The sequence below is a fragment of the Plantibacter sp. Mn2098 genome (assembly GCF_049319745.1).
Classification (GTDB): Bacteria; Actinomycetota; Actinomycetes; order Actinomycetales; family Microbacteriaceae; genus Plantibacter.
The window spans coordinates 1-25,681 of the sequence record NZ_JBMOUH010000012.1 but is presented as its reverse complement, the minus strand read 5'-3'; the positions used below and the strand labels follow the sequence as shown (position 1 = coordinate 25,681).

General features: G+C 67.4%; 22 protein-coding genes. 6 read left to right on the top strand and 16 right to left on the bottom strand.

All coding sequences use genetic code 11. The annotated features are described in order from the left end of the window. Positions 1–401: 401 nt before the first annotated feature. Entirely contained in the window at positions 402–1,361 is a 960-nt protein-coding gene (locus ACL9RL_RS17525) for an SDR family oxidoreductase (protein WP_422781572.1), read from the top strand. Here the strand turns inward: ACL9RL_RS17525 and ACL9RL_RS17520 are convergent. Both ACL9RL_RS17520 and ACL9RL_RS17515 read right to left on the bottom strand, forming a co-directional pair. Beyond that, positions 1,338–1,880 (bottom strand): DinB family protein, encoded by a 543-nt coding sequence (locus tag ACL9RL_RS17520; protein WP_422781571.1) that lies wholly within the window; start codon positions 1,878–1,880, stop codon positions 1,338–1,340. The two genes, ACL9RL_RS17525 and ACL9RL_RS17520, sit on opposite strands and share 24 nt — an antisense overlap. Before the next feature lie 196 nt (positions 1,881–2,076). Beyond that, positions 2,077–3,405, bottom strand: a complete 1,329-nt coding sequence (locus ACL9RL_RS17515; RefSeq protein ID WP_422781570.1) for a serine hydrolase domain-containing protein — start codon at positions 3,403–3,405, stop codon at positions 2,077–2,079. Between the two features lie 122 nt (positions 3,406–3,527). Here ACL9RL_RS17515 and ACL9RL_RS17510 point away from each other — a divergent pair, with 122 nt between their 5' ends. From ACL9RL_RS17510 to ACL9RL_RS17495, 4 genes are all read left to right on the top strand, one after another. Then, positions 3,528–3,839 (top strand): DUF2470 domain-containing protein, encoded by a 312-nt coding sequence (locus ACL9RL_RS17510; protein ID WP_422781569.1) that lies wholly within the window; start codon positions 3,528–3,530, stop codon positions 3,837–3,839. Between the two features lie 204 nt (positions 3,840–4,043). Then, the gene (locus ACL9RL_RS17505; protein WP_422781568.1) at positions 4,044–4,451 is read left to right on the top strand and encodes a DUF4383 domain-containing protein; all 408 of its coding nucleotides are present in this window, start codon (positions 4,044–4,046) and stop codon (positions 4,449–4,451) included. 172 nt (positions 4,452–4,623) lie between these two features. After that, complete coding sequence (locus ACL9RL_RS17500; protein WP_422781567.1) at positions 4,624–5,187, top strand: hypothetical protein; 564 nt, start codon at positions 4,624–4,626, stop codon at positions 5,185–5,187. A 263-nt stretch (positions 5,188–5,450) separates the two neighbouring features. Then, positions 5,451–6,116, top strand: coding sequence for a heme oxygenase (biliverdin-producing) (locus tag ACL9RL_RS17495; protein WP_422781566.1), 666 nt, complete (start codon positions 5,451–5,453; stop codon positions 6,114–6,116). A gap of 245 nt (positions 6,117–6,361) precedes the next feature. Here the strand turns inward: ACL9RL_RS17495 and ACL9RL_RS17490 are convergent, their stop codons facing one another. After that, positions 6,362–8,725 carry an immunoglobulin-like domain-containing protein gene (locus ACL9RL_RS17490; RefSeq protein ID WP_422781565.1) on the bottom strand — a complete coding sequence of 788 codons (2,364 nt, stop codon included), beginning with the start codon at positions 8,723–8,725 and terminating at the stop codon, positions 6,362–6,364. Positions 8,726–9,103: 378 nt separating this feature from the next. Then, positions 9,104–10,363: an ATP-dependent DNA helicase gene (locus ACL9RL_RS17485; RefSeq protein WP_422781564.1), complete on the bottom strand. Its 1,260-nt coding sequence runs from the start codon at positions 10,361–10,363 to the stop codon at positions 9,104–9,106. 69 nt (positions 10,364–10,432) lie between these two features. On the opposite strand from ACL9RL_RS17485, the gene ACL9RL_RS17480 reads away from it, so the two are divergent. Continuing rightward, positions 10,433–11,503: a hypothetical protein gene (locus ACL9RL_RS17480; protein WP_422781563.1), complete on the top strand. Its 1,071-nt coding sequence runs from the start codon at positions 10,433–10,435 to the stop codon at positions 11,501–11,503. 184 nt (positions 11,504–11,687) lie between these two features. Here the strand turns inward: ACL9RL_RS17480 and ACL9RL_RS17475 are convergent, their stop codons facing one another. The 12 genes from ACL9RL_RS17475 to rpmB form a co-directional block, all read right to left on the bottom strand. Next, on the bottom strand, positions 11,688–13,652 hold the full coding sequence (locus ACL9RL_RS17475; RefSeq protein WP_422781562.1) for a cytochrome c oxidase assembly protein: 1,965 nt from the start codon (positions 13,650–13,652) through the stop codon (positions 11,688–11,690). Between the two features lie 106 nt (positions 13,653–13,758). Then, complete coding sequence (locus ACL9RL_RS17470; RefSeq protein ID WP_422781561.1) at positions 13,759–17,040, bottom strand: AAA family ATPase; 3,282 nt, start codon at positions 17,038–17,040, stop codon at positions 13,759–13,761. After that, positions 17,040–18,212 (bottom strand): exonuclease SbcCD subunit D, encoded by a 1,173-nt coding sequence (locus ACL9RL_RS17465; protein WP_422781560.1) that lies wholly within the window; start codon positions 18,210–18,212, stop codon positions 17,040–17,042. Before ACL9RL_RS17465 ends, ACL9RL_RS17470 begins: the two co-directional genes overlap by 1 nt. 168 nt (positions 18,213–18,380) lie before the next feature. Next, positions 18,381–18,662 (bottom strand): HU family DNA-binding protein, encoded by a 282-nt coding sequence (locus tag ACL9RL_RS17460; protein ID WP_422781559.1) that lies wholly within the window; start codon positions 18,660–18,662, stop codon positions 18,381–18,383. Positions 18,663–18,915: 253 nt separating this feature from the next. After that, positions 18,916–19,713, bottom strand: a complete 798-nt coding sequence (locus ACL9RL_RS17455) for an ATP-binding cassette domain-containing protein (RefSeq protein WP_422781558.1) — start codon at positions 19,711–19,713, stop codon at positions 18,916–18,918. Continuing rightward, positions 19,710–20,756 carry an ABC transporter permease gene (locus tag ACL9RL_RS17450; RefSeq protein ID WP_422781557.1) on the bottom strand — a complete coding sequence of 349 codons (1,047 nt, stop codon included), beginning with the start codon at positions 20,754–20,756 and terminating at the stop codon, positions 19,710–19,712. The genes ACL9RL_RS17455 and ACL9RL_RS17450 overlap by 4 nt, the downstream gene beginning before the upstream one ends. Positions 20,757–20,814: 58 nt before the next feature. Beyond that, positions 20,815–21,801 carry a sugar ABC transporter substrate-binding protein gene (locus ACL9RL_RS17445; RefSeq protein WP_422781556.1) on the bottom strand — a complete coding sequence of 329 codons (987 nt, stop codon included), beginning with the start codon at positions 21,799–21,801 and terminating at the stop codon, positions 20,815–20,817. A gap of 397 nt (positions 21,802–22,198) precedes the next feature. Continuing rightward, entirely contained in the window at positions 22,199–22,930 is a 732-nt protein-coding gene (locus ACL9RL_RS17440; RefSeq protein WP_422781555.1) for an NYN domain-containing protein, read from the bottom strand. A 100-nt stretch (positions 22,931–23,030) separates the two neighbouring features. Further along, positions 23,031–24,431, bottom strand: a complete 1,401-nt coding sequence (locus tag ACL9RL_RS17435; RefSeq protein WP_422781554.1) for an MFS transporter — start codon at positions 24,429–24,431, stop codon at positions 23,031–23,033. Between the two features lie 215 nt (positions 24,432–24,646). Further along, a complete protein-coding gene (gene rpsN, locus ACL9RL_RS17430; RefSeq protein WP_422781553.1) occupies positions 24,647–24,952 on the bottom strand; it encodes a 30S ribosomal protein S14 in 306 nt (101 codons plus the stop codon). Between the two features lie 2 nt (positions 24,953–24,954). After that, positions 24,955–25,122, bottom strand: coding sequence for a 50S ribosomal protein L33 (gene rpmG / locus ACL9RL_RS17425; protein WP_185201999.1), 168 nt, complete (start codon positions 25,120–25,122; stop codon positions 24,955–24,957). Further along, positions 25,122–25,358: a 50S ribosomal protein L28 gene (rpmB, locus tag ACL9RL_RS17420; RefSeq protein ID WP_129520113.1), complete on the bottom strand. Its 237-nt coding sequence runs from the start codon at positions 25,356–25,358 to the stop codon at positions 25,122–25,124. Before rpmB ends, rpmG begins: the two co-directional genes overlap by 1 nt. Positions 25,359–25,681 lie beyond the last annotated feature (323 nt).

Here is a 25,681-nt window from a genome sequence, read left to right as displayed (position 1 = left end):
GGTCTCCGTTCGTCAGCGGGCGTTCCCCTGCCGAAAACCGTAGCGGACGGGTCGCACCGGCGGCCGTCGGCCGGTTACATCCCGCTCACGTCGCGCTCACGCCTCGGCGCGGCCCGCCGGCCCCCAGCCAGCCAGCCAGCCGCACCGCACCGCACCGCACAAGGACAACCGCGCGAGAGAAGGACGTTCTCCGCACAACACTCCTTCTCTCGCGCGGTTCACCTTCCCTCACACAGCCGATCCGCGATAGGGTCCCAGGACCGTGAACGCGCGCCGGCACCCTGCCACCACAGCCGCCACGGCCCCCACCGGAGGAGACGTCATGACACTTCAGCAGTGAATCCGCGTCAGCGGATGCGTCAGCGCACACGATCCGTTCGCTACTCACTCTGGAGTCGGCCATGTCCAACGTCCCGTCCATCAGTTCGCCCTCGCCTTCGCCTTCAACGTCACCCCTCCCCCTCCGCGGGAAGACGGCCCTCGTCACCGGCGTCTCGCGCCGTCGCGGCATCGGCTTCGCGGTCGCGTCCCATCTCGCCTCGCTCGGCGCGGACGTGTTCTTCCATCACTACTCACCGCACGATGCCGGTCAACCGTGGGGTTCAGACGACCTCGCGTCGGTCCGCGCCGCACTCCGCGAAGCCGCTGCTCCCGAGACGCAGCTGGGCGATCTCAGCTTCGACCTGGGGCTCCCCGATGCGCCGGCCCGCCTCATCGAGGCTGCGACGTCGCTCACCGGCCGTCTCGACATCGTCGTCTGCAATCAGGCGCGGAGCGGTGCTGACGGCTCGATCTTCGACATGACGGCGGAGAAGCTCGACGGCCATTGGCAGGTCAATGCCCGGGCCACGCTGCTCCTCACGGCGGAGTTCGCCCGGCGTGCGTTGGATCGCGATGCTCAGCCGTCCGACCCGTCCAGCCCCCAGACTGCCGCCGCCACTCCGACAGCGCCCGCTCAGCCGGGGCAGCGCCTGCATCGCACCGGCCCGGCCGATGAGCGCTCGGGCCGTCGCGTGTTCTGGATGACGTCCGGTCAGCACCAGGACTCGATGCCGGGCGAGGTCGCGTATGCGGGCAGCAAATCGGTGCTCGCCGGGCTGACGAGGACGGTCGCGAAGGAGTTGCTCGACGCCGACATCGTCCTCAACACGATCAATCCGGGCCCGGTCAACACGGGCTACCTCGATCCGGAGACTACGGATCGTTCGGTCGAGCAGACCGCCGCGATGCTCGGGGAGACCCCGTTCGGCCGGTTCGGCGAGCCGGAGGACGTCGCACGCCTCATCGCGTGGTTGTCGACCGACGCCGGCCGCTGGGTCGTGGGGCGAGTCCTCGTTTCAGACGGCGGCTTCTCGCTCTGACCCGTGACTCACATCCCATAGGTGGTGCACCGGGTCGTGGATCAGGTATCGGCCGAGCGTCTCCACCGTGAACACGGCACCGTCCGACCGCCGCCCGGTGCGCCCGATGTCGCCGGCCGGCACCGCCTCGAATGCGGCAGCGAGCGCCTCCCCCGCAATCGACAGCTCCCGCCCCACTGTCGCCGGGTCCTGCTCCCCGTATCGCTCGGCGACCGCCGTGGCGTCCTGGTCCCAGTTCTCGAAGAGCGGATCGTCCTCGCCGACGATGCGCGCGAGCCGCACCCCGAAGATCCGGAAGACGTCGCGCACGTGCGCCGCATATTCGAGCGCCGACCAGGTGCTGTCGTCCGGCCGGTCGCGCACGTCGTCGCGTTCGAGGACTGGGCCCCATGCGATGACGTTCTCCCGGATGTCCTGCGGCAACTCGTTCAACGGCACGATGGATGCGTCGAAGCCGCACTCGGGGCAGGCCCGCTCGAGGACCCAGGTCCAGTTCTTCGTGTCCGGTGTGATCGTCATGCGCCAACCCTACGGAGACGCAACGGCCTCCGACAGGCACAAACCGTCAGAGACGCACGATGCCCGGCCAAGCGGTCAAGCGCCCAAGCGCCCAAACGCCCAAGCGCCCAAACGCCCAAGCGCCCAAACGCCCAAGCGCCCAAGCGCCCAAGCGTGCAGGCGCGCAGCCGCCCAAGCGTGCAGGCGAGCGCCGGTCTCAGCCCGCAGCGGGTTCGGCGGGCGGGTCGGTCGGTGCAGCGGCCGGAGGCGCGCACGTCATCGCTGCAGCCGCGAGTGCTTCGGCGGCCTGCTGCTCGGACCACGGCAGCTGGATGTCCGGCGCCTTCTGCCCGGAGACGGGGGCTGCCTTGGAACCGATGGACGCCAGCTGCATGGTCAGTTCTTTAACGAACCCGGCTCCCGCGGTGGAGTTGTTAAGCATCACGACGACCGTCAGGCCGGACACCGGGTCGGCGAACGCGGCCGACAGGTACCCGGGGATGGCGCCGTACTGTCCACGCAGCGGACCGAGCTGCATGGCTCCGATGCCGTAGCTCTGCCACGCGGGCGAGTCCCCGCCGAGTGGAACGGGGTTCGCCCACTGCTTCTTGTAGGTGCCGGGGGCGAGCAGCGCGCCGGAGGCCATCGCCTGCGTGAACCGTTGCATGTCGCCGATGCTCGACACCACGCCGCCGGCGGTCCACACCATCGAGGAGGACAGCTTCGTGTCGTCGACCGGCGTGTCGCACTGGAAGGTGCCGTCCGCCAGACGGGTGGTCGTGTACCCGTGCGGGTAGGTGGAGCCCGGGAGCTCGACGTTCTGCACTTCGGGGAAGGACGACTGCTTCATGTCGAGCGGGGAGAAGATGTAGTGGTTGTACAGCGACTGCCAGGACTGGCCGGTGATCTGCTGCAGCGCCATGCCGAGCAGGATGTAGCCGGTGTCGCTCGATGCGTAGAGCGCGCCGGGGGACGTGCGGGTGCCGGTGGAGAGTCCGTTGGCGAGGATCTCCGCCATCGACCAGTTGCGTGTGGGGTTCGTGACGAACTGCGTCTGCAGCGCACCGCTGTAGCTGCCGAGCCCGGAGGTGTTCTGGCAGAGCTGACCGTAGGTGATCCCCTCGATGCCCTGCACCTGCGGGAGCGTGTCGGAGACCTTGTCGTCGAGTTTGACCTTGCCCTCGTCGACGAGCTGCAGCAGAACCGTGCAGGTCATCGGCCGGGTGCCGTCCGCGATGCGGTAGACCATGGACGGGTCCATCTTGGTGGAGCCGCCGGCCTTGGTGGTCCCGACGCCCTCCACGAGGCTGCCGGCCCAGGGGGCCCACACGCCGACGATGGCGCCGGACGAACCGGACTGCGTCACCGCGGCCTCGACCGCCTTGGTGATGGCGGTGCGGGTGTCCTTCGAGAAGTCGCCCTCTGCCTGCTTGGGGAAATCGGTGAGGGCGACCGAGGGGCCGGAGCATGCTGCGAGCACAACGGCGAGCGCTGCCGCTGTGACGAGAGCGCCGATGCGGCGAGCTCGCGAAACCTTCTCAGTCATTCATCCCCCTGATGAAACGGGCACGTCTGTCCTGCCCGTCCGAGTCTAACCGCGCGTGTCGCGACCGAACCTATGGATCGCCTGTGATGGGCACTCTGAGTCGATGGTGTTATCTAGGAGTTATGAACGCACAGGTATACGCCCCGGCAATCGTCGATGCCGTCCTCGCTCACATGAACGGCGACCACCCCGATGACAACGTGTTGATCGTGCACGCGTTCCTCGATGCGACGGCCACGGACGTCTCGATGACGACGTTCGACGGCGCAGGGGGGACCTGGGCATGGACCACCGCGGCGGGCGAGACGACGAGTGGCGATGTCGCGTGGCCGGGCGGGCCGATCACGGAGCGTGCGGAGGTCCGCCGCGAGATCGTGGCACTGTACGACGCGTCCTGCGCACGTCTCGGCGTCGAGCCGCGCCCACACGCCTGAGCACTGCCCGGTCGGTGTGACCCGGATGGCACTGGCAGCATGACCGGCCTTACACGCCGGGGATCTGGGCGTCTGCCATCGATTCGCCGCTGATGCTCCGATTCGACCAATCCGTTTGTGAGACGCCTCCGAACCTCCTGTGAACGCGGCATATGCCGCAGTCGCGCCGCGGCATATGTCGCAGTCGAGCAAGGAGGCAACATCATGCGTCAATCACCCAACCGTCTGTTGGCGACCATCTTCGGGGCCGTCTATGTGCTCGTCGGGTTGCTCGGATTCGCCGTCACGGGCGGCGTCCAACTCATCGCGACCCAGGGTGGCCTGCTGCTCGGGATCTTCGAAGTGAACCCGTTGCACAACATCGCCCACGTGCTCATCGGAGCCGCTCTGCTGATCGCGGGCGTCTCGAACGTCCAGGCAGCCAAGTCCGTCAACACCGTGGTCGGCGCCGTGTACCTGTTGCTCGGTGTGGTCGGGTTCTTCATCGTCGGTTCGGCGTTGAACATCCTCGCCCTCAACACGGCCGACCATTTCCTGCACCTGGCCAGTGCAGTCGTCCTGCTGGGAGTCGGCCTCTCAGCGGACAAGCAGGCTCGGCCGGTAACGGCCTAGCCAGGGGGAAGTCCGGGGGCCGGTCACGACACCGGCCTCCGGGCGCACCCCTCTCGCACTCGCTGACCCCCCACGCCCCGGTCCCTGAGCCTGTCGAAGGGCCCCCGGTCCACAACCCCACGCCCCGGTCCCTGAGCTTGTCGAAGGGCCTACCCCACGAGCGGAGCACCTCATGACATCCCTCGGCAACGTCCTCCTCGCCTTCGCCGCCCTCGGCGCGGGTCTGGTCTACACGGCGGTCGGTGCGGGATCGGCCCCGGTCTCGGCGGTCGTCCTCGTTGCGATCGGCCTGCTCGCGATGGTGTGGGCCGTCCTCGTCCTCGCCCGTGACCGTGTGCCGGCATCGCGTGTCTCGCTCGGTGCCGCGGTCGGCGCGATCCTCGCGTGGGTCGTCCTCGCCGCGCTCGGCGGCATCGTGCCGGAGGCGGTCGGCGGGTTGCCGCTCGTCCCGTTGCTCGCGTCATCGGTCATGCTCCTGTACGTGGCGATCGTGCTCGCGATCCGCTTCCGCGCCGAGCAGCAGCAATCCGCGCAGACAGACGCTTCTGACCACCGACACCCCGAAGTCACGAGATCACCGGCGCGCGGCACCTCCGCCGGCCGGTTCCTCCTCGGCGTCACGGCCGGCGGGTTCATCGTCGCCGCCCTGACCACGCCGGCCCTGGCGCTCACCAACGCCGGCGAGCATGCCGTCCCGCACGGAACCCACGGATTCTCGGAGCACGCGCGTCACTAGCCGCAAGTAGCCGCACGTCAACCGGCCGCAGACTCATCGGACCTCCCCAGACCGTCCCGATCCCTTTCGCAGGCGGGACGTATGCGGGCATCGTCGCCTCATCCGACGGTGCCCGCATTGCCATTCGATCCGCATCGGTCGACAGCCGCGGGACCGCCTCTTGGCGGATGCGCAGGAAATTCACCACGGCGACTCACGGAAACTGGCTAGACTAAGGCCACCCTAACCACAAGGCGTCCGCCGCCGCGTCCCCCGGAGTCGACATGAGCAACGTGATCCCCTTCTCGCAGGCCCTGCGCGAGCGCACCTCAACGGGCCACTCCTCCAGCGAGGGCGCCGACTTCATGAGCGACCTCATGACGGGCAAGGGCACCAAGGAAGACTACGTGGCTCTCGTCGCGCAGCACTTCTTCATCTACGAGGCCCTCGAGGCTGCAGCCGACCGCATGCGCAAGGACCCCATCGCGGCCCCGTTCATCAGCGACAAGCTGACGCGTCTCCCGGCCATCGAGCAGGATCTCGAGTTCCTCATCGGTCCGGATTTCCGCGACCACATCTCGCCGCTCCCCACCACTGAGCGGTATGTCGCCCGCATCAACGAGGTCGGCGCCGTGTGGGCCGGCGGGTTCGTCGCTCACCACTACACGCGTTACCTCGGCGATCTCTCCGGCGGCCAGATCATCCGCACGCTCATGCAGCGCCAGTTCGGTTTCGACACCAATGGCGTCGGGTTCTACCTCTTCGGCGACATCGCGAAGCCCAAGGAGTTCAAGGACGTCTACCGCGAGCAGCTCGACTCTGTCCCGTGGGACGAGGCGGAGCAGGCGCGGGTGATCGATGAGGTCATGGTCGCGTACCGCTTCAACACCGACCTGTTCCGCGACCTGGCCGATGCCAAGGCCGGTTCTTCCGCGACCGCAATCGCCTGACGCTGCGCCTCTGAAGCTCCTCCCCTGGTCTGCCCCCTGAGGTCTACCCGCTGAGGTTTACCCCCTGAGGTCTGCCCCCTCTCGCCTGACGCCTCTCGTCTGCGGCCGTCCATCGCCGACGGCTCCTCCCATCGAGCACAACTCCTTCAATTCGTGCCCCTCGGCGACCAAGAACCCCGGAATTCCGGGGTCGAGGCTGCTGACCGGTTCGCGATCGAAGGAGTTGTGCTCGATGCTTCGTCCTGTCAGACGGCGGTGGAGTCGATGTCCGGCCCGTCAGCCGGACCCGATGACGTCGTGCCCCGCTTCGACAGGCGCTTGCCGGCGATGAGTGCACCACCCGCGGCGAGCGCCGCAACGGCCGCCGCAACGAACCCGCCCGAGTTCACACCGGTCGACGCCAGCCCGCCACCGACTGCACCGGACCCACCGGACCCTGCACCTGGAGCGCTCGGCGAAGGCGAGGGCGTCGGGGTGATGACCCCACGCGCCACCACCGTGACCGCACGATTCACCGATGCCGCGTTGCCGGCCGCATCGCTCACCGAGTAGGTCAGGCTGTAGGTGCCGGTCTTGGACGGGTCGACCGTGCCGGTCACGACGATCTTCGCCGTGAGGTCGCCATCGCGCGCATCGAGGGCCGTGACCCCGGCCATCGGATCGAATGCGTCGCCCACGGTGAGCGTCGTCGACGCAGGAGCCGTGATGACCGGCGCGACCGTATCGGCCTTCTCCAACCGGACCTCGTCGACGACGGTCAGGTCGGAGACACGGTACGTCGTGAGCGTGATCGCGTCGTCCGTCACCCGCACGTTCGTCATGTTCGGGATGTGCTCCTGGTTCTCGACCTCCGCCCAGAAGAAGTCCTGGCCCTCCTGGATCTCGTAGAACTTGCTGCCGCTCGACGAGTTCGCCGTCAGATACAAGACGTCGCCGTCCTTCGGGACGACCGTGCCCTTCGCCTGCTGCGCGACGCTCTGGTTGCCGTTCATGAGGTACGAGCGCGTGTACACGTGGTCGTGTCCCATCACGACGAGGTCCACGCCGATCTCGCTGAATCCTGCTGGGAAGACGCCGCGGCGCTCGATGATGTCCGCATCGGTCGCGTGCGAGGCGACGCTGAAGATCGAGTGGTGGAAGTGGACGACGATCCACTTCTTGCCGCCGCCCTGCTCCTTGACGATTTTCGCCACGTACTCGACGTGCCGCGCGTTCTCGCGGTTGTTGGAGTTGAAGGAGATGAAGAGGACGTCGTTGTAGACGAACCAGTAGTTGCCGCCGGACTGGCCGGCGTTGCCCTGTCCATAGGTCTCGTCGATGTTCGGCATGTTGAAGTGCTGACGGTAGGCGAGGCTCGAGACGTCGTGGTTGCCGATGTTCGTGATGAGCGGTGTGCTCGTCAGCTGCTTCGGCGCGAGGAAGCCCGCGTACTGGTTCTCGTTGGCCGCGGAGTCCACCTGGTCGCCGACCGACAGGATGAAGCGACTGTCCGGGAGCAGCGTCGACGCCTTTTCCAGCGTGGTCGCCCAGCCGGCGGCATCGTTCGTCGCGTTGCCGGAGGCGCCGATCTGCGAGTCGCCGATGAGGAGGAAGCTGAAGTCGCCGGTGAACGCCTTCGTGGAGAAGGTGAAGGTGTCGGACCAGACCCCGTCGTCGCTGCCGACCCGGTACTGGTAGGCGGTGTTCGCGGTGAGGCCGGTGATGGTCGCGTGCCGGTACTCCTGTCCGTCGGTCGATGCGGCACCGGTCGCAGGGAAGCTCGTCGCGCCGGCGAAGGAGCCGCCGGCCGGGGCGAGCTGCACGGATTCCGCGATGCCGGAGGTCGTGTACCAGGCGAGGTTGAGGCTCGTGACGTCGGCGCCGATGTTGAGGACGACGTCCGAGACCTGCGCGGTCACCGCAGTGGTCGACGCGACGAGGGTGAGGAGGTCGAAGTAGATGTCGGAGCTGCCAGCATCGCTCTGGTAGAGGGCGACGGCGACCGTGTTCGTGCCCTCCTTGAGCAGCGACTTGCCGACCGTGAAGTCCGCCTTCTGCGGGTCGGAGACGGACTTCCCGGAGTACTGGATGTTCTTCGTCGGGTCGATCGCGCCATCGGCGACCCCTGCGGCCTTCTGCCCGTTGACGTACAGGATGAATGCGTCGTCGTAGACAGCCGAGCCGCTGAGCGTCTGGATCTCCGCGAGCTGCGTCGCGGTGAGTTCGAAGGTGGTGCGGAAGAAGTAGGTGGGGATGCAGACGGATCCGCCCGGCTGCGTGTACTGGGTGAGGAGCGTGTTGACGGCGTAGCCGCCGCCCATGCCCGTTGTGAGGCCGCGTTTGGCGCCGAAGCTCCCCTTCGCACTCTTCCAGGCGGTTTCGTCGTAGCCGGCCTTCGTCCAGGCGAGCACGTCGCCGCCGGCGGCCGGGTCCACATTGAGGTCCGAATAGCGCCAGGTCGTCGACGCGGTGCTGAGCAGGGGGATGTCGACCTCGGCGGCGTTCGCGGTGATCGGCCGGCCGAACGGGTCGGTGAGCACGATGGCGCTGGCTGCGGCGGCTGAGCCGAGCATCACGAGGGCCTGTCGGCGGGTGAATGAGCGTGGGGCGTCGGGGGATGACGGGGTCACAACGTTCCTTCTGTTCGAGCTGCGGAGTGGTGCTGGGAGGCGTCCGTGCTCGGCCGGTCGTTGGAGGACTCGGTCGTCGCCTGCCGGATCTGGGTCCGGCAGGCGGTGACGAACCCGAACGACGATGGTCGATCAGGTGGAACCAGAGCCGACGCCCCGATGAACGGCTGTCGACGCCCGTGTGAAACCCCGCATGCGGGAGGCGTCAGTCAAACATCCGTCGCGTATCCCTGCCGGTGTCGACGCCGCCATCCGGCTCTCGGACGTCAGAGACCGTCTAGGGGCGCGCCCGCGAGCCTGCCGATGCACCGGCAAGGGCCCGCCGATGAGCCCTGCCCGCAGCGCATCCGCACCGCAACGGCGCAGCCGTCCTCGCGCCTACCGCCCGCTCATGAACCGTTCGACGTCGGTGTCCACGATGATGTCGCTCGGCCGCAGCGGACGCGTCAGGTACAGCCCGTCGAGGGTCGAGATGCGACTGAGCGCCACATAGCTCTGCCCGGGGCTGAACGCGCGCGTGCCGAGGTCAACGATCGCCCGGTCGTAGGTCTTCCCCTGCGACTTGTGGATGGTGACCGCCCACGCCAGCCGCAACGGGAACTGCGTGAACTCCGCCACGATGTCGCGCTTCAGCTGCTTCGTCGCCGCCGAGTACGAGTACTTGTGCTTCTCCCAGGTTGCCGGTTCCACCTCGAAGACCTCGCCGTCGACATCGACCCACACGTTGGAGTCGACCTTCGTGACCGTCCCGAGTGTTCCGTTCACCCATCGTTGCTCAGCGTCGTTGCGGAGGAACATGACCTGGGCGCCCACCTTGAGGTCGAGCGCTTCGTCCGCCGGGAACGCACGTCCGCCGAAGTCGCCGGACACCTCGGCCTTCGCCGTGAGGATGCGCCCGCCCAGCTTCGCGAGTGCTGCCGCGTTGATCCGGTTGACCGTGTCGTTGCGGCTCGCGAGCGTGATCACGCCGTCGTCCGGTGGCGTCCGGGCGCCGGTGCTGTTCAGACGTCCGGCCATCTCAGCCGTCACCTGCCCGTGCCGGACACCGTTCAGCAGGTACTTGAAGTCGGCTTCGTGCTGGCGGTGGATCTCGGTCAGCTCGATGATGCGCAACGGCACCTCCTGCCAGATCTTCGCGTCGAAGAACCAGAAGGAACGGTAGGTGTCCTTGATGTAGGCGCGCTCGTCCGGGCTGCCTGGGACCGGTGCGAGCTGATACGGGTCGCCGAACAGCACGACCTGCACCCCGCCGAACGGGTCGTGCGGGCGCTGCCTCGCCTGACGCAGGCTGCGGTCCATCGCGTCCATGAGGTCGGCGCTCACCATCGACACCTCGTCCACCACGAGGGTGTCGATCGCGTTCAGCAGCTTGCGCGTCTGATCGTTCTGCTCGATGTCGTGATCGGCGATGAGCCCGATCGGCAGTCGGAAGAGCGAGTGGATGGTCTGTCCGCCGACGTTGAGCGCAGCAACGCCCGTCGGTGCGCAGATGACGAGCTGCTTCGAGGTGTTCCACGCGAGATGGTTGAGGAGCGTGGACTTGCCGGTACCGGCTCGACCCGTGACGAACACGTGCTCCCTGGTGCCCTCGATGCGGTCGAAGACCGCCTGTTGTTCGGCGGTGAGGGATACGCTCATGGGTGGTGGGTGCTCCTTGCGGATCGGCTCTTATATCTTACGCGCAAGCCGCCAGCCTAGGATGGCTGGATGAGCCATCTTGCGTCATCGGGGGAGTCGCCGGCACCGAGCGGTCGCCGTGGTGCGCTCGCACGGGCGATCGTGCTGTGGGCGGTCATCGCAGCCCTGCTCGTCGCTGCGCTCGGGGCGGCTTGGGGTGCGCTCTCCCGGGATGTGTACGGGCCGGCCGCGTTCGTCCGGGAGTATCTGGACGCGCTCTCGGTCGGGGATGCTGCCGGCGCGCTCACCATTCCGGGAGTCGCCGTCGACCGTGCAGATCTGAACGCTGCCGGGCTTCCGGCGGGGAGCTCCGATGCGCTCCTGCGGAAGGACGCGCTCGGCGTGCTGAGCGGCATCCGGTTCATCTCGGATGTGCACGAGGCTGATGGCAGCCACAGCATCACCTTCGCGTACACCTCGGGAGGGTTGGCCGGGAAGACGACCTACCGCGTCTCGGATACGGGGAGCACGTTCGGCCTGTTCCCGTCGTGGACGTTCCAGCACACGCCGCTCAGTTCCATTGCGCTGACCGTCCAGCATTCGACGCAGTTCCGTGCCAATGGATTCGCGCTCGACACGAGGCAGGTCGCTCCGGCCGAGCAGGAGGCCGGGTTCACCAACACGGTCTCGCTGTTGACGTTCACGCCGTCCGCCGTCGACTTCGATCTGGACACTCCGCTCCTGCACGCCGCCAAGCAGACGGTGCACGCGGTGGACACCCGATCTGTCCTCGATGCGGCGGTGAAGACGAAGCCGACGGCGGCGTTCGTCGACGAGGTGCGCACGCAGCTCACCAGCTACCTGGACTCCTGCGCGACGCAGGTCGTGCTGCAGCCGACGGGATGCCCGTTCGGGATGTATGTGAAGGACCGGGTGACCGATGCGCCGGTGTGGTCGATCACGACCGTCCCGGACGTGCAGGTGCTGGCTGGCGGGACGAGCTGGGTGATGCCGTCGACGCCGGGTGCTGCGCACATCGTGGTGGAGGTGCAGTCCCTGTTCGACGGCAGCGTGTCGACGCTCGATGAGGACGTCCCGTTCTCGCTGTCCGCGTTCATCACGGTCCGCGACGACGCGTCCCTCTTCATCGACCTGCGCTAGCCGCCCTCCCCGCACGAGGCCACGCGCTCGCCCACCCCGCACAGTTGCTTCCGCAATTCAGGAACTTTTGCGGTATTCAGGACGATTCGGGCGTCCGCGCGCGCGAATCGTCCTGAATTCAGTGAATCGTCCTGAATTGTGGAAGGAGAGGAGAGGGTGAGAAAGGCGCGAAGGGCGGGAACGGTCAGTCGCGCGAGGCGAGGCGCGCGAGACGCTCGTTGTACTCGTTGAGCTCCGCGTCGTTCGTCCGGTCGGCGTTGCGGTCGAGGCGCTTCGCCTCCTTCTCGTCGCTCCGGCTCCACTGGATGGCGACCGCGATCGCCAGGGCGACCGTCGGGATCTCGCCGACGCTCCACGCGATGCCGCCACCGGTCTGCTGATCGCCGAGCGGCGTCTGCCCCCACGTCCGACCCATCGCGCCGAACCAGTCGGCGAGGAACAGCCCGGTGGACGACATGATCGCCAGCCCGAAGAATGCATGGAACGCCATCGTCGCGAGCAGCACGAGCAGTCGCATCGGGTACGAGAGCCGCTTCGGGACCGGGTCGATGCCGATGAGGGACTGCACGAACAGGTACCCGGTGATCGTGAAGTGGATGATCATCCACTCGTGGCCGATGTGGTCCGTCATCGACCAACGGAACAGCGGCGTGTAGTAGAACACCCACAGCGACCCGGCGAACAGCACGGCCGCGACGATGGGGTTCGCGATGACGCCGGCGAACTTCGAGTGCACCGCGAGGAGCACCCATTCGCGTCCACCGCGTGAGCCGTCCGTCCGCTTCTTCACCGCACGGGCGAGGAGCGTGACCGGTGCGCCGGGGACGAGCAGCACGGGGACGAGCATGGTGAGCCCCATGTGTCCGAGCATGTGCACACTGAACAGGTACGGCTGGTAGACGTTGATGCCGCCGCTCGTCAGGTACGCGAGCACGAGCAGGCCCGCGACCCAGCTGACCGCGCGGAGGATCGGCCACGAGTCGCCGCGGCGACGCAGCCGCCACACGCCGGCGAGGTAGAAGAAGATGCCGAACGCGCACGCGAGGACCCACAGGAGGTCCATGTTCCACTCGGTCAGGTACCGGCCGAAGGTGAGTTCTGGCGGCAGCTGCTCGCCTGTCAGCAGCTGGGCGGGCGTCGGCGCCTGCGGGATCGCCTGGTCGACGGGCGGCGCCGTCTTCGCGAGCGCAGCGGCTGCACCTGAGGCGAGCCCCATAAACGCCAGCTCGAGCGCGACGAACCACCAGAACGGTTTGCGGGCCGGCTTCAGGTCTGCTTCGAGCTTGCGGATGAGGACGCGTCGCTGCATCGCGCCGAACAGTCCGAGCGCCAACAGGGCGAACACCTTGACGAGGACGAGGATGCCGTACGGCGTGCCCAGCCGATCGAGCGAGCCGATGCGCAGCTCAGCACTCACGTAGCCCGATGCGGCGACGACAACGAATGAGATCAGCGCGACGGTGGAGTACCGGTAGAGCACGGGGACGATCCGGCCGTCGTCAAGGGTGCGTCGGATGAAGACGATCGTGACGAGCCCGCCGAGCCAGATCGCGGCGAACACGAGGTGCAGGCCGAGCGCGGTGACGGCGGCGTTGTGGCCGCTCGCCTCTGCGGAGTGCCCCTGCTGCGCCATCGGGAGCAGCGACAGCAGCGACAGCCCGGTGACGAAGACGAGGACCGTCTGGTTGCGGACGGCGAAGCAGAGGACGGTGACGGCCGCTGCGATGAGCGTCGTGTTGAGCCAGGCCTGTCCGGCTTCGATGCTCGTGAAGAAGAGGCTGAGCTTCGCCCCGAACGCGTCGTCGAACGCGAGCGGCACCTGGGTGACGTTCAGGAAGGTGAAGAACCCGGTGACACCCGATGCGACGGTGAACACGGCAGCGGAGGCCGCCGCGACATCCAGCGCCGCGCCGTACTCCTTCTGCTTGGGGCTGAGCGCCCAGCACGCGAGGACGAGGGCGCCGATGGTCCCGGCCGCGCTGATGTTGACGAGGAGCGTCGCGATGGGGAGGCCCCAACGCACCACCGCCCCCGGGTCGCCGAGGAGCTGCGCTGTGGCGCCGCCGCCGAACGCGAGTCCGGCGAGCAGGGCGGCCACTGCCACTAGGAGGAGCAGGGCTGGTCCTGCGAGGCGGGCGACACGATTCACGACTCCCAGCCTACGCGGGCGGGCTGTGAGCTCGGACCGTCCGCACGCCCGCTCTGCACCGCGTCGTCGATCGCGAACGGTGCACGATCGACGTCGGTTGGACGGGTCAGGCGCGCACCAGCAGTGTGGACGACCCGTCCTCCAGTCGGCGCACCTCGATGCGTTCCCCGATGCGCTGTTTCATCTCCTCGACGTGACTCACCACGCCGACCACACGACCGCCGGCGGAGAGCCTGCCGAGTTCCGCCATGACCGTGTCGAGCGTCTCCGGGTCGAGGCTGCCGAACCCTTCATCGACGAACAGCGTCCCGAGTTCCACGCCGCCCGCCTCCCCTGTGACGACGTCGGCGAGGCCGAGCGCGAGGCACAACGATGCGTAGAACGTCTCCCCTCCGGACAACGACTTGGGGTCCCGGCGCGTGTCCGTGCGGTGATCGTGGACGGTGAGCGACAGGCCGATGCGCTGCGCCCGCGACGCTCCCTCCTTCACGTCGCTGCGGACGAGTTCGTAGCGGCCGCCCGACATCGATTCGAGGCGGGCGTTGGCCGCGGCGACGACGTCTTCGAAGCGGCGCAGCAGCACATAGGTGCCAAGGGTGATCCGTTTGGTGTTCTCCGAACCGGTCGCCGAGACGACGTCGGCGAGCCTGATGACCTCTGCCGCCTCGAGCACCGCGGTCGCGTTCTCGGCGATGGCGTCGTCCAGCTCGGCCTGGGCACGCTCGGCTTGGGCTGCACGGGTGCCGGTGACGGCGGCGATGGCGGCTGCGGCCGCTGCTGTCTCCCGCGCGGCGACGAATCGCTCCTCCGCGGCCTCGACATCGGCGACTTCTGCACCGGTGAGCGATGCGATCTCCGCCGAGGCGAGACCATCGGTCACCTGCTGGCTATGCCGCGTGTGGTCGGCAACGGTGGCTTCATGACGTGCACGATCCCCGCCATCGAGCGTCGCGGCCACGGCCTCGTCGACGTCGGCGAATCCGGCGGTCTCCAACGCCACGGACAGCTCGGTCTCGCGCTCGGCCAGCCGGAGCTCCCGTTCGGCGACGGCCGCGTGCGCTGCGGCGAGCGCCATGATGCGCTCCCGTTCCGCTGCAAGCCGGCCGTCGAGCTCTTCGAGGCTGTCCCCCTGGTCTCCGAGCGCTCGATCGATGTCCGCCCGGGTCGCGGCGATGGCCTCCGTCTCGCTCGTCCGGCGTTCGGTGAGCGTTGCGAGCGACAGCGCAAGAGCGGTCCGCTCTGCTGCGGCTGCATCGGAGGCGTCCTCCAGCTCGCGATGCTCGGCCATGCCTCGATCGGCGGCCGCCAGTTCGGTGGTGGCCGCGTCCACCTGCTCCGCAGCGGTCAGCTCTCCGGCAATCGCTGCCGCACGGATGTCCGCGATGGTGTGCTCACCCGCCATCGGATCGATCACGTCGGCGGAAACGCCGGCCGCGACCGCACCGGCAGCCTCGGCGCCGCCGGCCGCGGCCGCGCCACCGCTCAACTCACGGGACACGACGTCCCGCTCGGCGGCGAGCGCGCCGTGCGCCGCCCGCGCTGTCTGCACCGCCTGCTCCGCCCGGTCGCGAGCCGCGGAAGCGTCCTCGATCGTCGCAGCGGACGGATGCTCCCCTGACAGCGTCGCGAGGGCGGGATGTTCAACGGAACCGCACACCGGACACGCGTCGTCGTCCCGCAGGCCGGCCGCGAGCTCCCCGGCGATGCCGTCGATCCGTTGGCGTCGCAGCGCCGCCTCGTGGTCGACCGCGACCCGCGCTGCCACGGCCGCGACCTCCACGGCGTCTGCGGCGAGCCCGAGTCGGGTGTCGAGCGCTTCGACGCGGTCGATCGTCGCGAGCGTAGCGCGCGCGGATTCGAGCGCCGCCATCGCCTCGGCCGAGGTGGTCCGTGCAGCATCCAGCCGCGCGACGACGTCACCGAGTTCACCGCGGCGAGTGCTCCGTCCGGTCTCGGCGGTCTCCAGCTCCGCGATGCGGGACTCAGCCGCCAGCATGCGCTCTTCGAGGGCGGCGAGGTCGGACTGCCGCTGTGGAAGCGACCGTTCACGGCTGATGAGCGATGCCATCCCGGACCGCTCACCGGTGATCGCCTCGCGACGATCCTCGAGTTCCGCCGGTGTGAGCAACGATGTCCGTGGCTCGGCTTCGGCGAGTGCGTTCACCCGTGCGTCCTGCGCCCGGTCGAGCGCGACCCGAGCGCTGCGCAGCCCCGAGATCGCCGTCACGGTCGTTTCTGCACGCTGTGCTGCGGCGAGTTGGGCGCGGAGCTCGATGATCCAGTCGTCGTCCACGGCGAGCTGCTCCCGCTGCACCAGCAACGCGAGCCGCCGTTCGAGGCGCTGCGCCAATTGGAGCGCGGCGTCCCTGTCCCTCCGGCTGTCGTCGAGGACCGCCGATGCTTCGGCAGCCGTCGCTTCCGCCTCCGTCGCGTGCCGGCGAAGCACTGTCACGATGGCGGCGACATCGGGCTGCAGGGTTTCGGAACGCGCCGTCAGACTGCGGCCGAGCACCTCGGCATCCGCCGGCCGCGCATCCTGCAGCTCAGCGTCGTCGGCCACCTCGCCCGCTGAGTCAGCACTCTGCTCCGCAGCAGCCCCCGACTCCGCAGCAGCCCCCGACTCCGCAGCAGCCCCGGGCACCGCAGCAACCCCAGCCGCCCCAGGCTCCGCACCCGCGCCCTCCGGCGCCCCGTCCCCATCGGCCCCCGTCAGCTGCGCCGCACCGCTGAACCGTGCGACCGCCTCGCCGAGCGCCTGCTCTGCGGCTTCGACCTCGCGCCTGGCTTCTTTGCGCAACCCGACCAGATGCTCCGCGAGGCGTTCGTAGTGTTCGGTCCCGAACAGAGAGCGCAACAGTGCGCTGCGGTCCTCGCCGTCCGCTGAGAGGAACTTTGCGAACTCCCCCTGCGGCAGCACGATGGTCTGCACGAACTGCGCCCTGGTCAACCCGACGATGCGGGCGATCTCCGGTCCGACCTCCTGCGCGCGGGTCGACAGCGTCTCCCCGGTCAGCGCGTCGGGATCCGTCAGCCGCATGAGCGTTGCGCTCGCCTGCTGGTCGGTGAACCCTTCTCCGCGTTGTTTGAGGCGTCGATGGGCTGGCGTCCGCCGCACTCGATACACGCCTGACCCGGTTTCGAACACGAGCTCGACGAATGGCACGACGCCGGGCGCCGCGTGGTGCGAGTGCAGCCGGTCCTTGCTCGCCCCGGTGCCGGCGAGTTCGCCGTACAGCCCGAACACGATCGCGTCGATGATGGTCGACTTGCCCGCTCCGGTGGGCCCTTCCAACAGGAACAGCCCTGCGCGCCCGAGTTCGACGAAGTCGATGGCGTGCTCGCCCGCGTACGGACCGATGGCCTGCAGGGTGAGTGAGTGGAGGCGCATCAGCCGCTCACCTCCGCTGCGAGGGCCGCCTCGTGGGCAGTGCGGATCAACTCCGCCTGCCGAGTTGTGGACGGCGCACCCGTCGCGTATTCGAGGAACTCCGATGCGACCTCCACCGGGTCGGAGACCGCCGTCACGGCTCTCGCCGCGCCGTCATCGGAACGGTTCGCCGGCGCGTGGCTCCACACGAGCAGTCCGGGGAAGCGTGCCTTGAGCGTCGCGTACAGCTCGGGCGGCCGGATGTCATCGGTCACCGTCGCCCGGACCCAGGCGTCCACGTCGTCGTCGAAGGCGGCTCCGCCCAGTTGCTCGATGGCGCCGGTCACGTCCACCAGGCGTCGTGGCACGGGCGCCGGCACCAGCTCGATCGTGCTGCCGCCCGCGCCGTCGAGCTCGACGAGCACACTGGACTTGGTCTGGTTGCGCTCGGAGAACGAGTACGCGAGCGGGGACCCCGAGTAGCGCATGCTGTCCTCGGCGCCAGCGCGCCCGACGCGCTGCGCGCCGTGCAGATGGCCCAGCGCGACGTAGTCGAAGCCTTCGAAAACCTCGGACGGCACAGCGTCGACCCCTCCGATGCGGATGTCGCGCTCGCTCTCGCTCGCGGTCCCGCCGATGACGAACGCATGCGCGGCGACCACGGCCCGCACAGGGCCGCCCTTCCGCCGCTCGGCGAGGTCCGCCCGCACCAGGCCGAGCGCCGCGCCGATGACCGCCTCATGGGATCGGGCGAGCGGCGGCTCCCCCTGCGCCGCGAGCTGGCCGCGCGTGGTGTCCGGATCGAGGTACGGCAGCGGATAGAACGCGACCTCGCCGTGCTCGTCGGTCACGACGACGGGCTCCTGGAGCCGGTCGACCTCGGCACGGATGTGGATGCCGTCCCGCAGCAGCGCGGCGCCGAATCCCAGGCGGATGGCGGAGTCGTGGTTGCCAGGGGCGAGGATGACCGTGGCGTGTTCCGCCAGTCGCGACAGTGCGGTTGACAGGATCGTGACCGCTTGGACGGGCGGGATGGCTCGATCGTAGACGTCTCCGGCGAGGAGCAGGACGTCCACCTCCCGCTCGATCACGACCGCCAGCAGGTGCTCGAGGAAGGCTTCTTGATAAGGGAGCAGATCGACACCGTGCAGCGACCGGCCGAGGTGCCAGTCCGAGGTGTGCAGTATCCGCATGTCCGTAATGGTAGGTGCCACCGCCGACACGACGGCGCCAACGCACCGCCGCGCTGCGACCGCCCGAACACGAACGAGGGGCACCACAACAACTGTGGTGCCCCTCGGGACGTGATGCGTGAGGATCGACGGACCGGGTCCGTCGTCCTCGCTCCTTGCGGAGGGAGACTACTTGACGGAAGCCTTGAGCTTCGAGCCAGCGGTGACCTTGACGCGCTTGCCGGCCGGGATCTGGATCTCGGCGCCGGTCTGCGGGTTGCGGCCCGTGCGAGCGGCGGTGTCGGTCTGCTCGAAGGAGATCCAACCCGGGATCGAAACCTTGCCACCCGTGGCGACGGTCTCAGCGACGGTCGAGAACAGGGCGTCGACGACGCCGCCGACGGTTGCCTGGCTCTGGCCGGTGGCGCTGGCGATTGCGGCGACGAGCTCAGTCTTGTTCAAATTTGCCATTGTGAGGGTCCTCCTCGGACGATGCTGCATGGAACACAGCTGATCTGTTGGTATCGAAGGTGTCGCTTGGATACGGCACCAACTGGTCTTTCTGACCGCCTTGAATGTACCAGCATTCCGCGAGATTCCGCGGATATGTACGCTATTCGCGGACATTCACACCCGCGTGTCGGCCCGTTGGCCCCCGTTTTGCCGTTCTGTGCCGCTTTTCGTCGCTTTTCGCTGAAATCCCGCGTCATTCCGCGGAACCTCGTCAGTCGGCGCCTCGCGCCAACTCGTGCGCGAGGGAATCGAGTTCGGCGCCTCCGGCCATCAGACGGGTCAGTTCGGTCAGGGTGATCTCGGACTGCTCGAAGGCACCGATGCTCGCTCCGCGATTGAGGAGCAGGAACCGGTCGCCGACCGGATACGCGTGGTGCGGGTTGTGGGTGATGAACACGACCCCGAGCCCACGGTCGCGCGACCTGGCGATGTACTTCAGCACAACACCGGACTGCTTGACCCCGAGGGCGGCCGTCGGTTCGTCGAGGATGAGCACATGCGCACCGAAGTAGGCGGCTCGTGCGATGGCGACGCACTGGCGCTCACCACCGGAGAGGGTGCCGATCGGCTGATCGACGTCTCGCAGGTCGATGCCCATGTTCGCGAGCTCCGTGTACGTGATCGACCGCATCCGTCTGACGTCGAGCCGTTTGAGGGGTCCCCGACCCGTGGTGATCTCGGAGCCCAGGAAGAAGTTCCGCCAGACCGGCATCAACGGGACGACCGCGAGGTCCTGGTACACCGTGGCGATTCCGGTGGCCAGCGCCGCACGGGGCGAGGAGAAGATGACGGGCTCACCGTCGAGCAGCAGTTCGCCCTCGCTCGGCGTGTGCGCCCCGGCCAGGATCTTGATGAGCGTCGATTTGCCGGCGCCGTTGTCGCCGAGCACACACGTCACCCGACCGGCTTCGATCACCGTCGACACTCCGGCGAGCGCATTGACCGCACCGTACCTCTTGCCGATGTTCCTCGCCTCGACGATGGGCGTCCTGGTCGTCGTCTCGCTCATCGTGATCCCCCTCCGGCCCGCAGGCGGACCCAGTGGTTCAGGAAGACGGCGAGCAGCAGCATCCCGCCGAGGAAGGTGCGCAGCCAGTTCGTGTCCCATTGGGCGAAGGTGATGCTTTGGAAGACCATCCCGTAGATGAGGGCTCCGAGCGCGGCTCCGATGGCCGAACCGTAGCCCCCGGTCATGAGGCACCCGCCGACCACCGCGCAGATGATGTAGATGAACTCCTGACCGACGCCCGTGTTCGCCTGCACGGTCGAGGTGCGGAACAGCGAGATCATGCCGACGAGCCAGGCGGCTCCGGCCGTGGTCATGAACAGGCCGATCTTGGTCTTCAGGATCGGCACCCCGATCTGGCGAGCTGCGTGCAACGCCCCGCCGACGGCGAAGATCCAGTTGCCGGCCGGGGTGCGGAGGAGCATCCAGGTCGCGAGGGCGGTGACGACGAGCCACCAGAGGGTCGAGATGTAGAACGTGCCGCCGCCGATCTGGATCGATGAGCCGAAGAGCGGCTGGATCGAGTCGTAGATCGGGACCTTCGTCATGCCCTGGATGGCGACCTGACCGGTGATGAGCTTCGTGACGGCGAGGTCGATGCCGGCGAGGATGAAGAAGGTGCCGAGCGTGACGATGAAGCTCGGCAATCCCGTCTTCATCACGAGGAACCCGTTCAACGCGCCGATCGCGAGCGCGAAGACGAGTGAGAGGACCACTGCGACCCAGATGTTCAGGCCGTAGTGCGTGGTCAGGATGCCGACCACGAGCGCGGTGAACCCGGTCAGCACGCCGGCGGAGAGGTCGAACTCGCCTCCGATCATCAGCAGTGCGACGGCCACTGCCATGATCCCGAAGGTCGACGCCGATTCGAGCCACACCCCGGCACCGGGGAGCGTCAGGAAGTTGTCCGTGTAGAGGGAGAAGAAGGCCATCACTGCCAGGGCGGCGATGAGGGCGCCCATCTCCGGCCGCGCGAGGAGCCGTCTGATCGGTCGGTGTTCGAGTCGTGGCCTGGTGGCGATCGTCACGATGTCCGTGGTCGTCATGCGTCGATCCCGTCGACTGAGGGCGATGGATGGTGGGCCGCCTGCCCTGAGTCGTTCATCAGCGGGTGCCGTTCTTCGCGAACTCGGCGACGTCGGCGGCGTTGTCCTTCGTGACGAACGCCGGCCCGGAGTAGACCGGTTCGCCACCGCCGATGTCGTTGCCGTTCGTCGCCTTGAGGTGCAGTGCTGTGATCCCGAGGAACCCCTGGACGTAGGGCTGCTGGTCGACGGCGAACAGGATCTTCCCCGCCGCGACATCGCTCACGACGTCGTCGGACAGGTCGAAGGTCGCGACCGTCGCATCGCTGCCCGATTCGTCGACGGCGCCCACCGCGTCGAGCGCGTACTGCCCGCCGAGGGTGAGCACGGCGTCGATCGATGGATCGGCCTGCAGTTTCGACTTGATCGTCGCCTTGACCTCGGCATCGTTGGTGCCGTCCACCTGCAGGTTCTGCATCGTGCCGCTGAACGCCCCGGTCGCCGCCGCGCAGCGCTCCTCATGGCCGACATTGCCGGCCTCGTGCATAACGCAGAGCGCTTTGCTCAGACCTGCCTCGGAAAGCCGTTCTCCGGCTGCCGTGCCCGCGATGCTCTCACTCTGGCCGACATGGGTGATCGCGCCGAAGGCCTTGAAGTCCTCGAGCCCGGAGTTGACGGTGACGACGGGGATGCCGGCGGCCACGGCACGCTCGACGCTCGACCGCACACCGTCAGGGTTCGCCATCGAGACGACGATGCCGTCGACCCCCTGCGCGATGGCGTTGTCGATGAGCTGCGACTGCTTCGCCGGGTCCGGGTCGGCGGTATACGTGACATCGGAGCCGTAGTCGGCACCTGCCCGCTCAGCGCCGGACTTGACGCGGTCCCAGAACGCGTCGCCTGGGGACGCGTGGGTGATGACGGCGTAGGTGCGTCCGTTCGATGCGGTCTCTCCTCCGTCTTTTCCTCCACCTGTTGTGGAATCCTGGCCGGTGCCTGAGCATCCGGCGAATAGGAGAGCGGCGGTGGCCCCGATGGCGAGCCCGGTGAGGATGCGCTTGTTCATGCGTGGTCCCTTTCGCTGAGGACCCGGTCGACTTCGACCAAGACGCCGACGCGACGTCCCTGTCCGCCTCGAGTCTTACACCGCCAAGCAACATTGTCTATACATTCTATCAAGCTATCTGTAATATCAAAGAGTCGCGCTGCATTCTAGTGCGCATGCCCCCTGCGCCCACCTCAAGTAATGGCCGCTGGCGCGAAGGCTCGGCAGATTCGATGCCTGCCCCAATTCGTCTCCACGCACAGCAGGAGGGGCAGCGTCTCCCCGAATGACTTGCGGCCGCGGGCGGCGCGCCGGGCGCCTTCAAGGGCTCGCCACCCGAGCCTCGCTTAAGTAAACCCGGCCCCAGAGGGGCCGGGCGGTATGTACATAGAATACCAGCCATCCACTTGAGTCGCAATCACCACCCAGGCGGTCGACTGCACCTCCCAACCCGGGCCGGAAGCTGCGCCTCAACCAGATCCTCAGCGGTGAGGCAGTACCACCAATGCCGCCCAACACCCTGATCCGGAGCACCGTTGAGCTTTCCTGCTATGTACCCCCTGGTCGGGTTGACGGTGCCAACCGGCACCCGTCTCCGCGCCAGGTCTATCGGAAACGCCAAGTCGCTGTCATTGCTGATGACGATCGCCGCATCGATTCGTTTCTCGAGCACATCCAACATGAGATGCGACGCGACGTTCACGTCAGACCCTTTCTCCTCACGTCGAGCGACCGAGACCATGAATACCGCTTCGGGCTGATCTTCTCCGTCCACGTCTCGGATCATGACCGGCCATTCTGGCCGGGCGAGCACTGGCCGCCCTCTCCGATCGGGGACGGCGAGCGGCGCCGTCGCGATCCGCGAAACGTACTGACCCATTGCGAGTTCGTCGATTGCGCCTGACGCTTTCAGCGCACGAATATACGTGTCCTGGTCTTGCTGCCCTGTTGTGCCTGGACTCCCGCTGACCCGCGCGGTGCAGTAGACGACTCTAAGGGTCTGCACAGATCCCCACCCTGATTGCTTCTCCAGCAAGCGAAGCGCCAACTGCCGAAGGTCAAGCCACCGCCAGCCGGCGACCGCGCGCCCGCACACACCACGCGCACCGTAATAGAGGTTGAACCCATCGATGTACACGCCGACTCGCATGGGTCTGACGGTAGTCGTGCCGACTCGCGCCAAACGACACGGACGCCATCTGTGGAGAACTTCCTGGGCGTCGACGGTCTGTGGAGGAAGGCGCCCTCCATCACCGCCTCGGCGCAGCAGCCTTCACGATCACGCCACTGCCGGCGGCCCGCGAGAGCGCCAGCGCTTCGAACGTCGGATAGAGCGTGAGCACGGCGATCGCGATGAATGCGAAGCCGTACGGCAGCAGCGGCCCACCGTGCACGGCATCGTCCACCGCGAAGCCGGATGAGAGCAGGATCGCGCCGACGGTCACACCGAATCCGCTCGCGACCTGCTGCAGCGTCGAGTTGAGCGTATTCGCGCCCGCCATCTGCGGCTGCTCCACATCGGCGAAGGTGATCGTGTTGTAGGCGGTGAACCCGACGGATCGCGCGACCCCGCTGAGGAAGAGGAGCGCGGCCGTCACCACGATGGGCGTCGAAGCGGTCAGGAACGCCATGGCCACCATGCACAGCGCGCCGATTGCCCCGGAGGCCACGAGCAGGATCTTGAACCCGAACGTCCGAAGCATCCACGTCGTCGCCGGTTTGATCGCCAGGTTCCCCGCGAAGAGGAACAGCACCACCGCGCCGGCCTCGACCGGTGTCCACCCGAACGCGTCCTGGAACAGCAGCGGGAGCAGGAACGGAACGGCGCTGATGGTCAGCCGGTACACGGATCCGCCGGCGTTCGCCAGCCGGAACGTCTCCACGCGCAGCAGACGCAGATCCACAAAGGGGTGCGATGCCCGCAGCAGGTGCCGCACAGCGAACGCGAGCAGCACAACCCCGACCACCAGCGACACGAGGAATGCTCCGAGGTCGAACCCGACCCCGGAGACGAGGGCAGATGCGTAGACGAGCCCCGCCAGTCCCGTGCACGCGAGCACGAGCCCCCGCCAATCCAGCGGCGGGACCGCTGCCCCCGCGAAGTCCGGCACGATCCGCAGGGCGATGATGAACGCCGCGATGCCGACGGGCACGTTGATGAGGAAGATCCAATGCCACGACGCGTACGTCGTGATGAGCCCACCGAGGAACGGTGCGATGATCGGGGCAGCCAACGCCGGCCACGTCAGCAACGCGATCGCCTGGATCAGCCTCTCTTTCGGCGTCACCCGGAGCACCGCGAGCCGCCCCACCGGCACCATCAGTGCTCCACCGATGCCCTGCAGCACCCGCATCGCGATGAGCATCGGCAACGACACGCTCGCAGCGCACAGGATCGAGGCGATCGTGAACACCGCGATGGCGACAGCGAACACCCGTCGGGCGCCGAACCGCTCGGTGAGCCAGCCGCTCACCGGGATGAGCACTGCGACGGTCAGCAGGAAAGCGGTGACCGCGAGCCCGACAGCCGTCGATTCGGTGCCGAGGTCACGGGCGATGCTCGGAGCCGCTGTGGTGAGGATCGTTCCGTCGAGGTTCTCCATAAAGAAACACACGGCCACAAGCAGCGCGATCGCGCGTTGGCGTTGCACGTCCAGCGACGATCACCTCGTTCAATTCTGAGCTCCAGAAGCTTCCAGTATGGACCGTCGGCCGCTCACCGCCCCACGCGCTCCAGCAATGATGCAACACCCGTTAACGACCGAAGGGGATGTCCGTCGAAACGGACATCCCCTTCAGGATGAAGCTGTGCTGTGTTCAGCTGCCGGCGATGCCGACTGCAGGAACAACTGCGAGCGGTGAGTGACTACCAGCTCGACTTGGTGATGCCGGGCAGTTCGCCGCGGTGTGCCATTTCACGGAAACGGACACGGCTGATGCCGAACTTGGTGAGGATACCGCGGGGGCGTCCGTCGACGGCGTCGCGGTTGCGGACGCGGATCGGCGATGCGTTGCGCGGCAGCTTCTGCAGGCCGACACGAGCGGCTTCACGCGACTCGTCGGTGCCGTTCGGGTCCACGAGGGCCTTCTTCAGCTCGAGGCGCTTGGCTGCGTAACGGTCGACGATAACCTTGCGCTGCTCGTTACGGGCGATCTTGCTCTTCTTAGCCATGTTTAGCGCTCCTCTCGGAATTCAACGTGCTTGCGCACTACGGGGTCGTACTTCTTGAGCACGAGACGGTCGGGGTCGTTGCGACGGTTCTTCTTGGTCACGTACGTGTAACCGGTACCAGCCGTCGAACGGAGCTTGATGATCGGACGAACGTCCTGCTGCTTAGCCATTAGATCTTCTCCCCACGAGCAAGGATGTCCTTGACGACGGATTCGATGCCACGAGCGTCGATCACCTTGATGCCCTTGGCGGACACCTTGAGGGTGACGTTACGACGCAGCGAAGGCACGTAGTAGGTCTTCTTCTGCACGTTCGGGTCGAAGCGGCGCTTCGTGCGACGGTGCGAGTGCGAAATGTTGTGTCCGAAGCCGGGAACGGCTCCAGTCACCTGGCACACTGCTGCCATAGTGGTTTCTCCTTCATTACCGCAGAGCGATTGCTCTGCCCAAGATCTCTTGTCGGCATGCACCTCCCCGGATCTTGCGAAGGTGGGGAGTGTGCGTACGGTCTCGACGATGGAATCCGCCCAGCCAAAGGTCAAGCTTATGCGACCGATTGCTCGAGCGCAAATCCGCTTGCCTGAATTCGCCTGGTGAGGCGATGTTTCTGGTGGTGCTGTGGTGCTGGTGTTCCGTGAGCCAGATTTCTGGCACTTAAACGCGAAATGGCCACCCAAGAATTCTTGGGTGGCCATCTCAACGAAGAAGTCCGGCGGTGTCCTACTCTCCC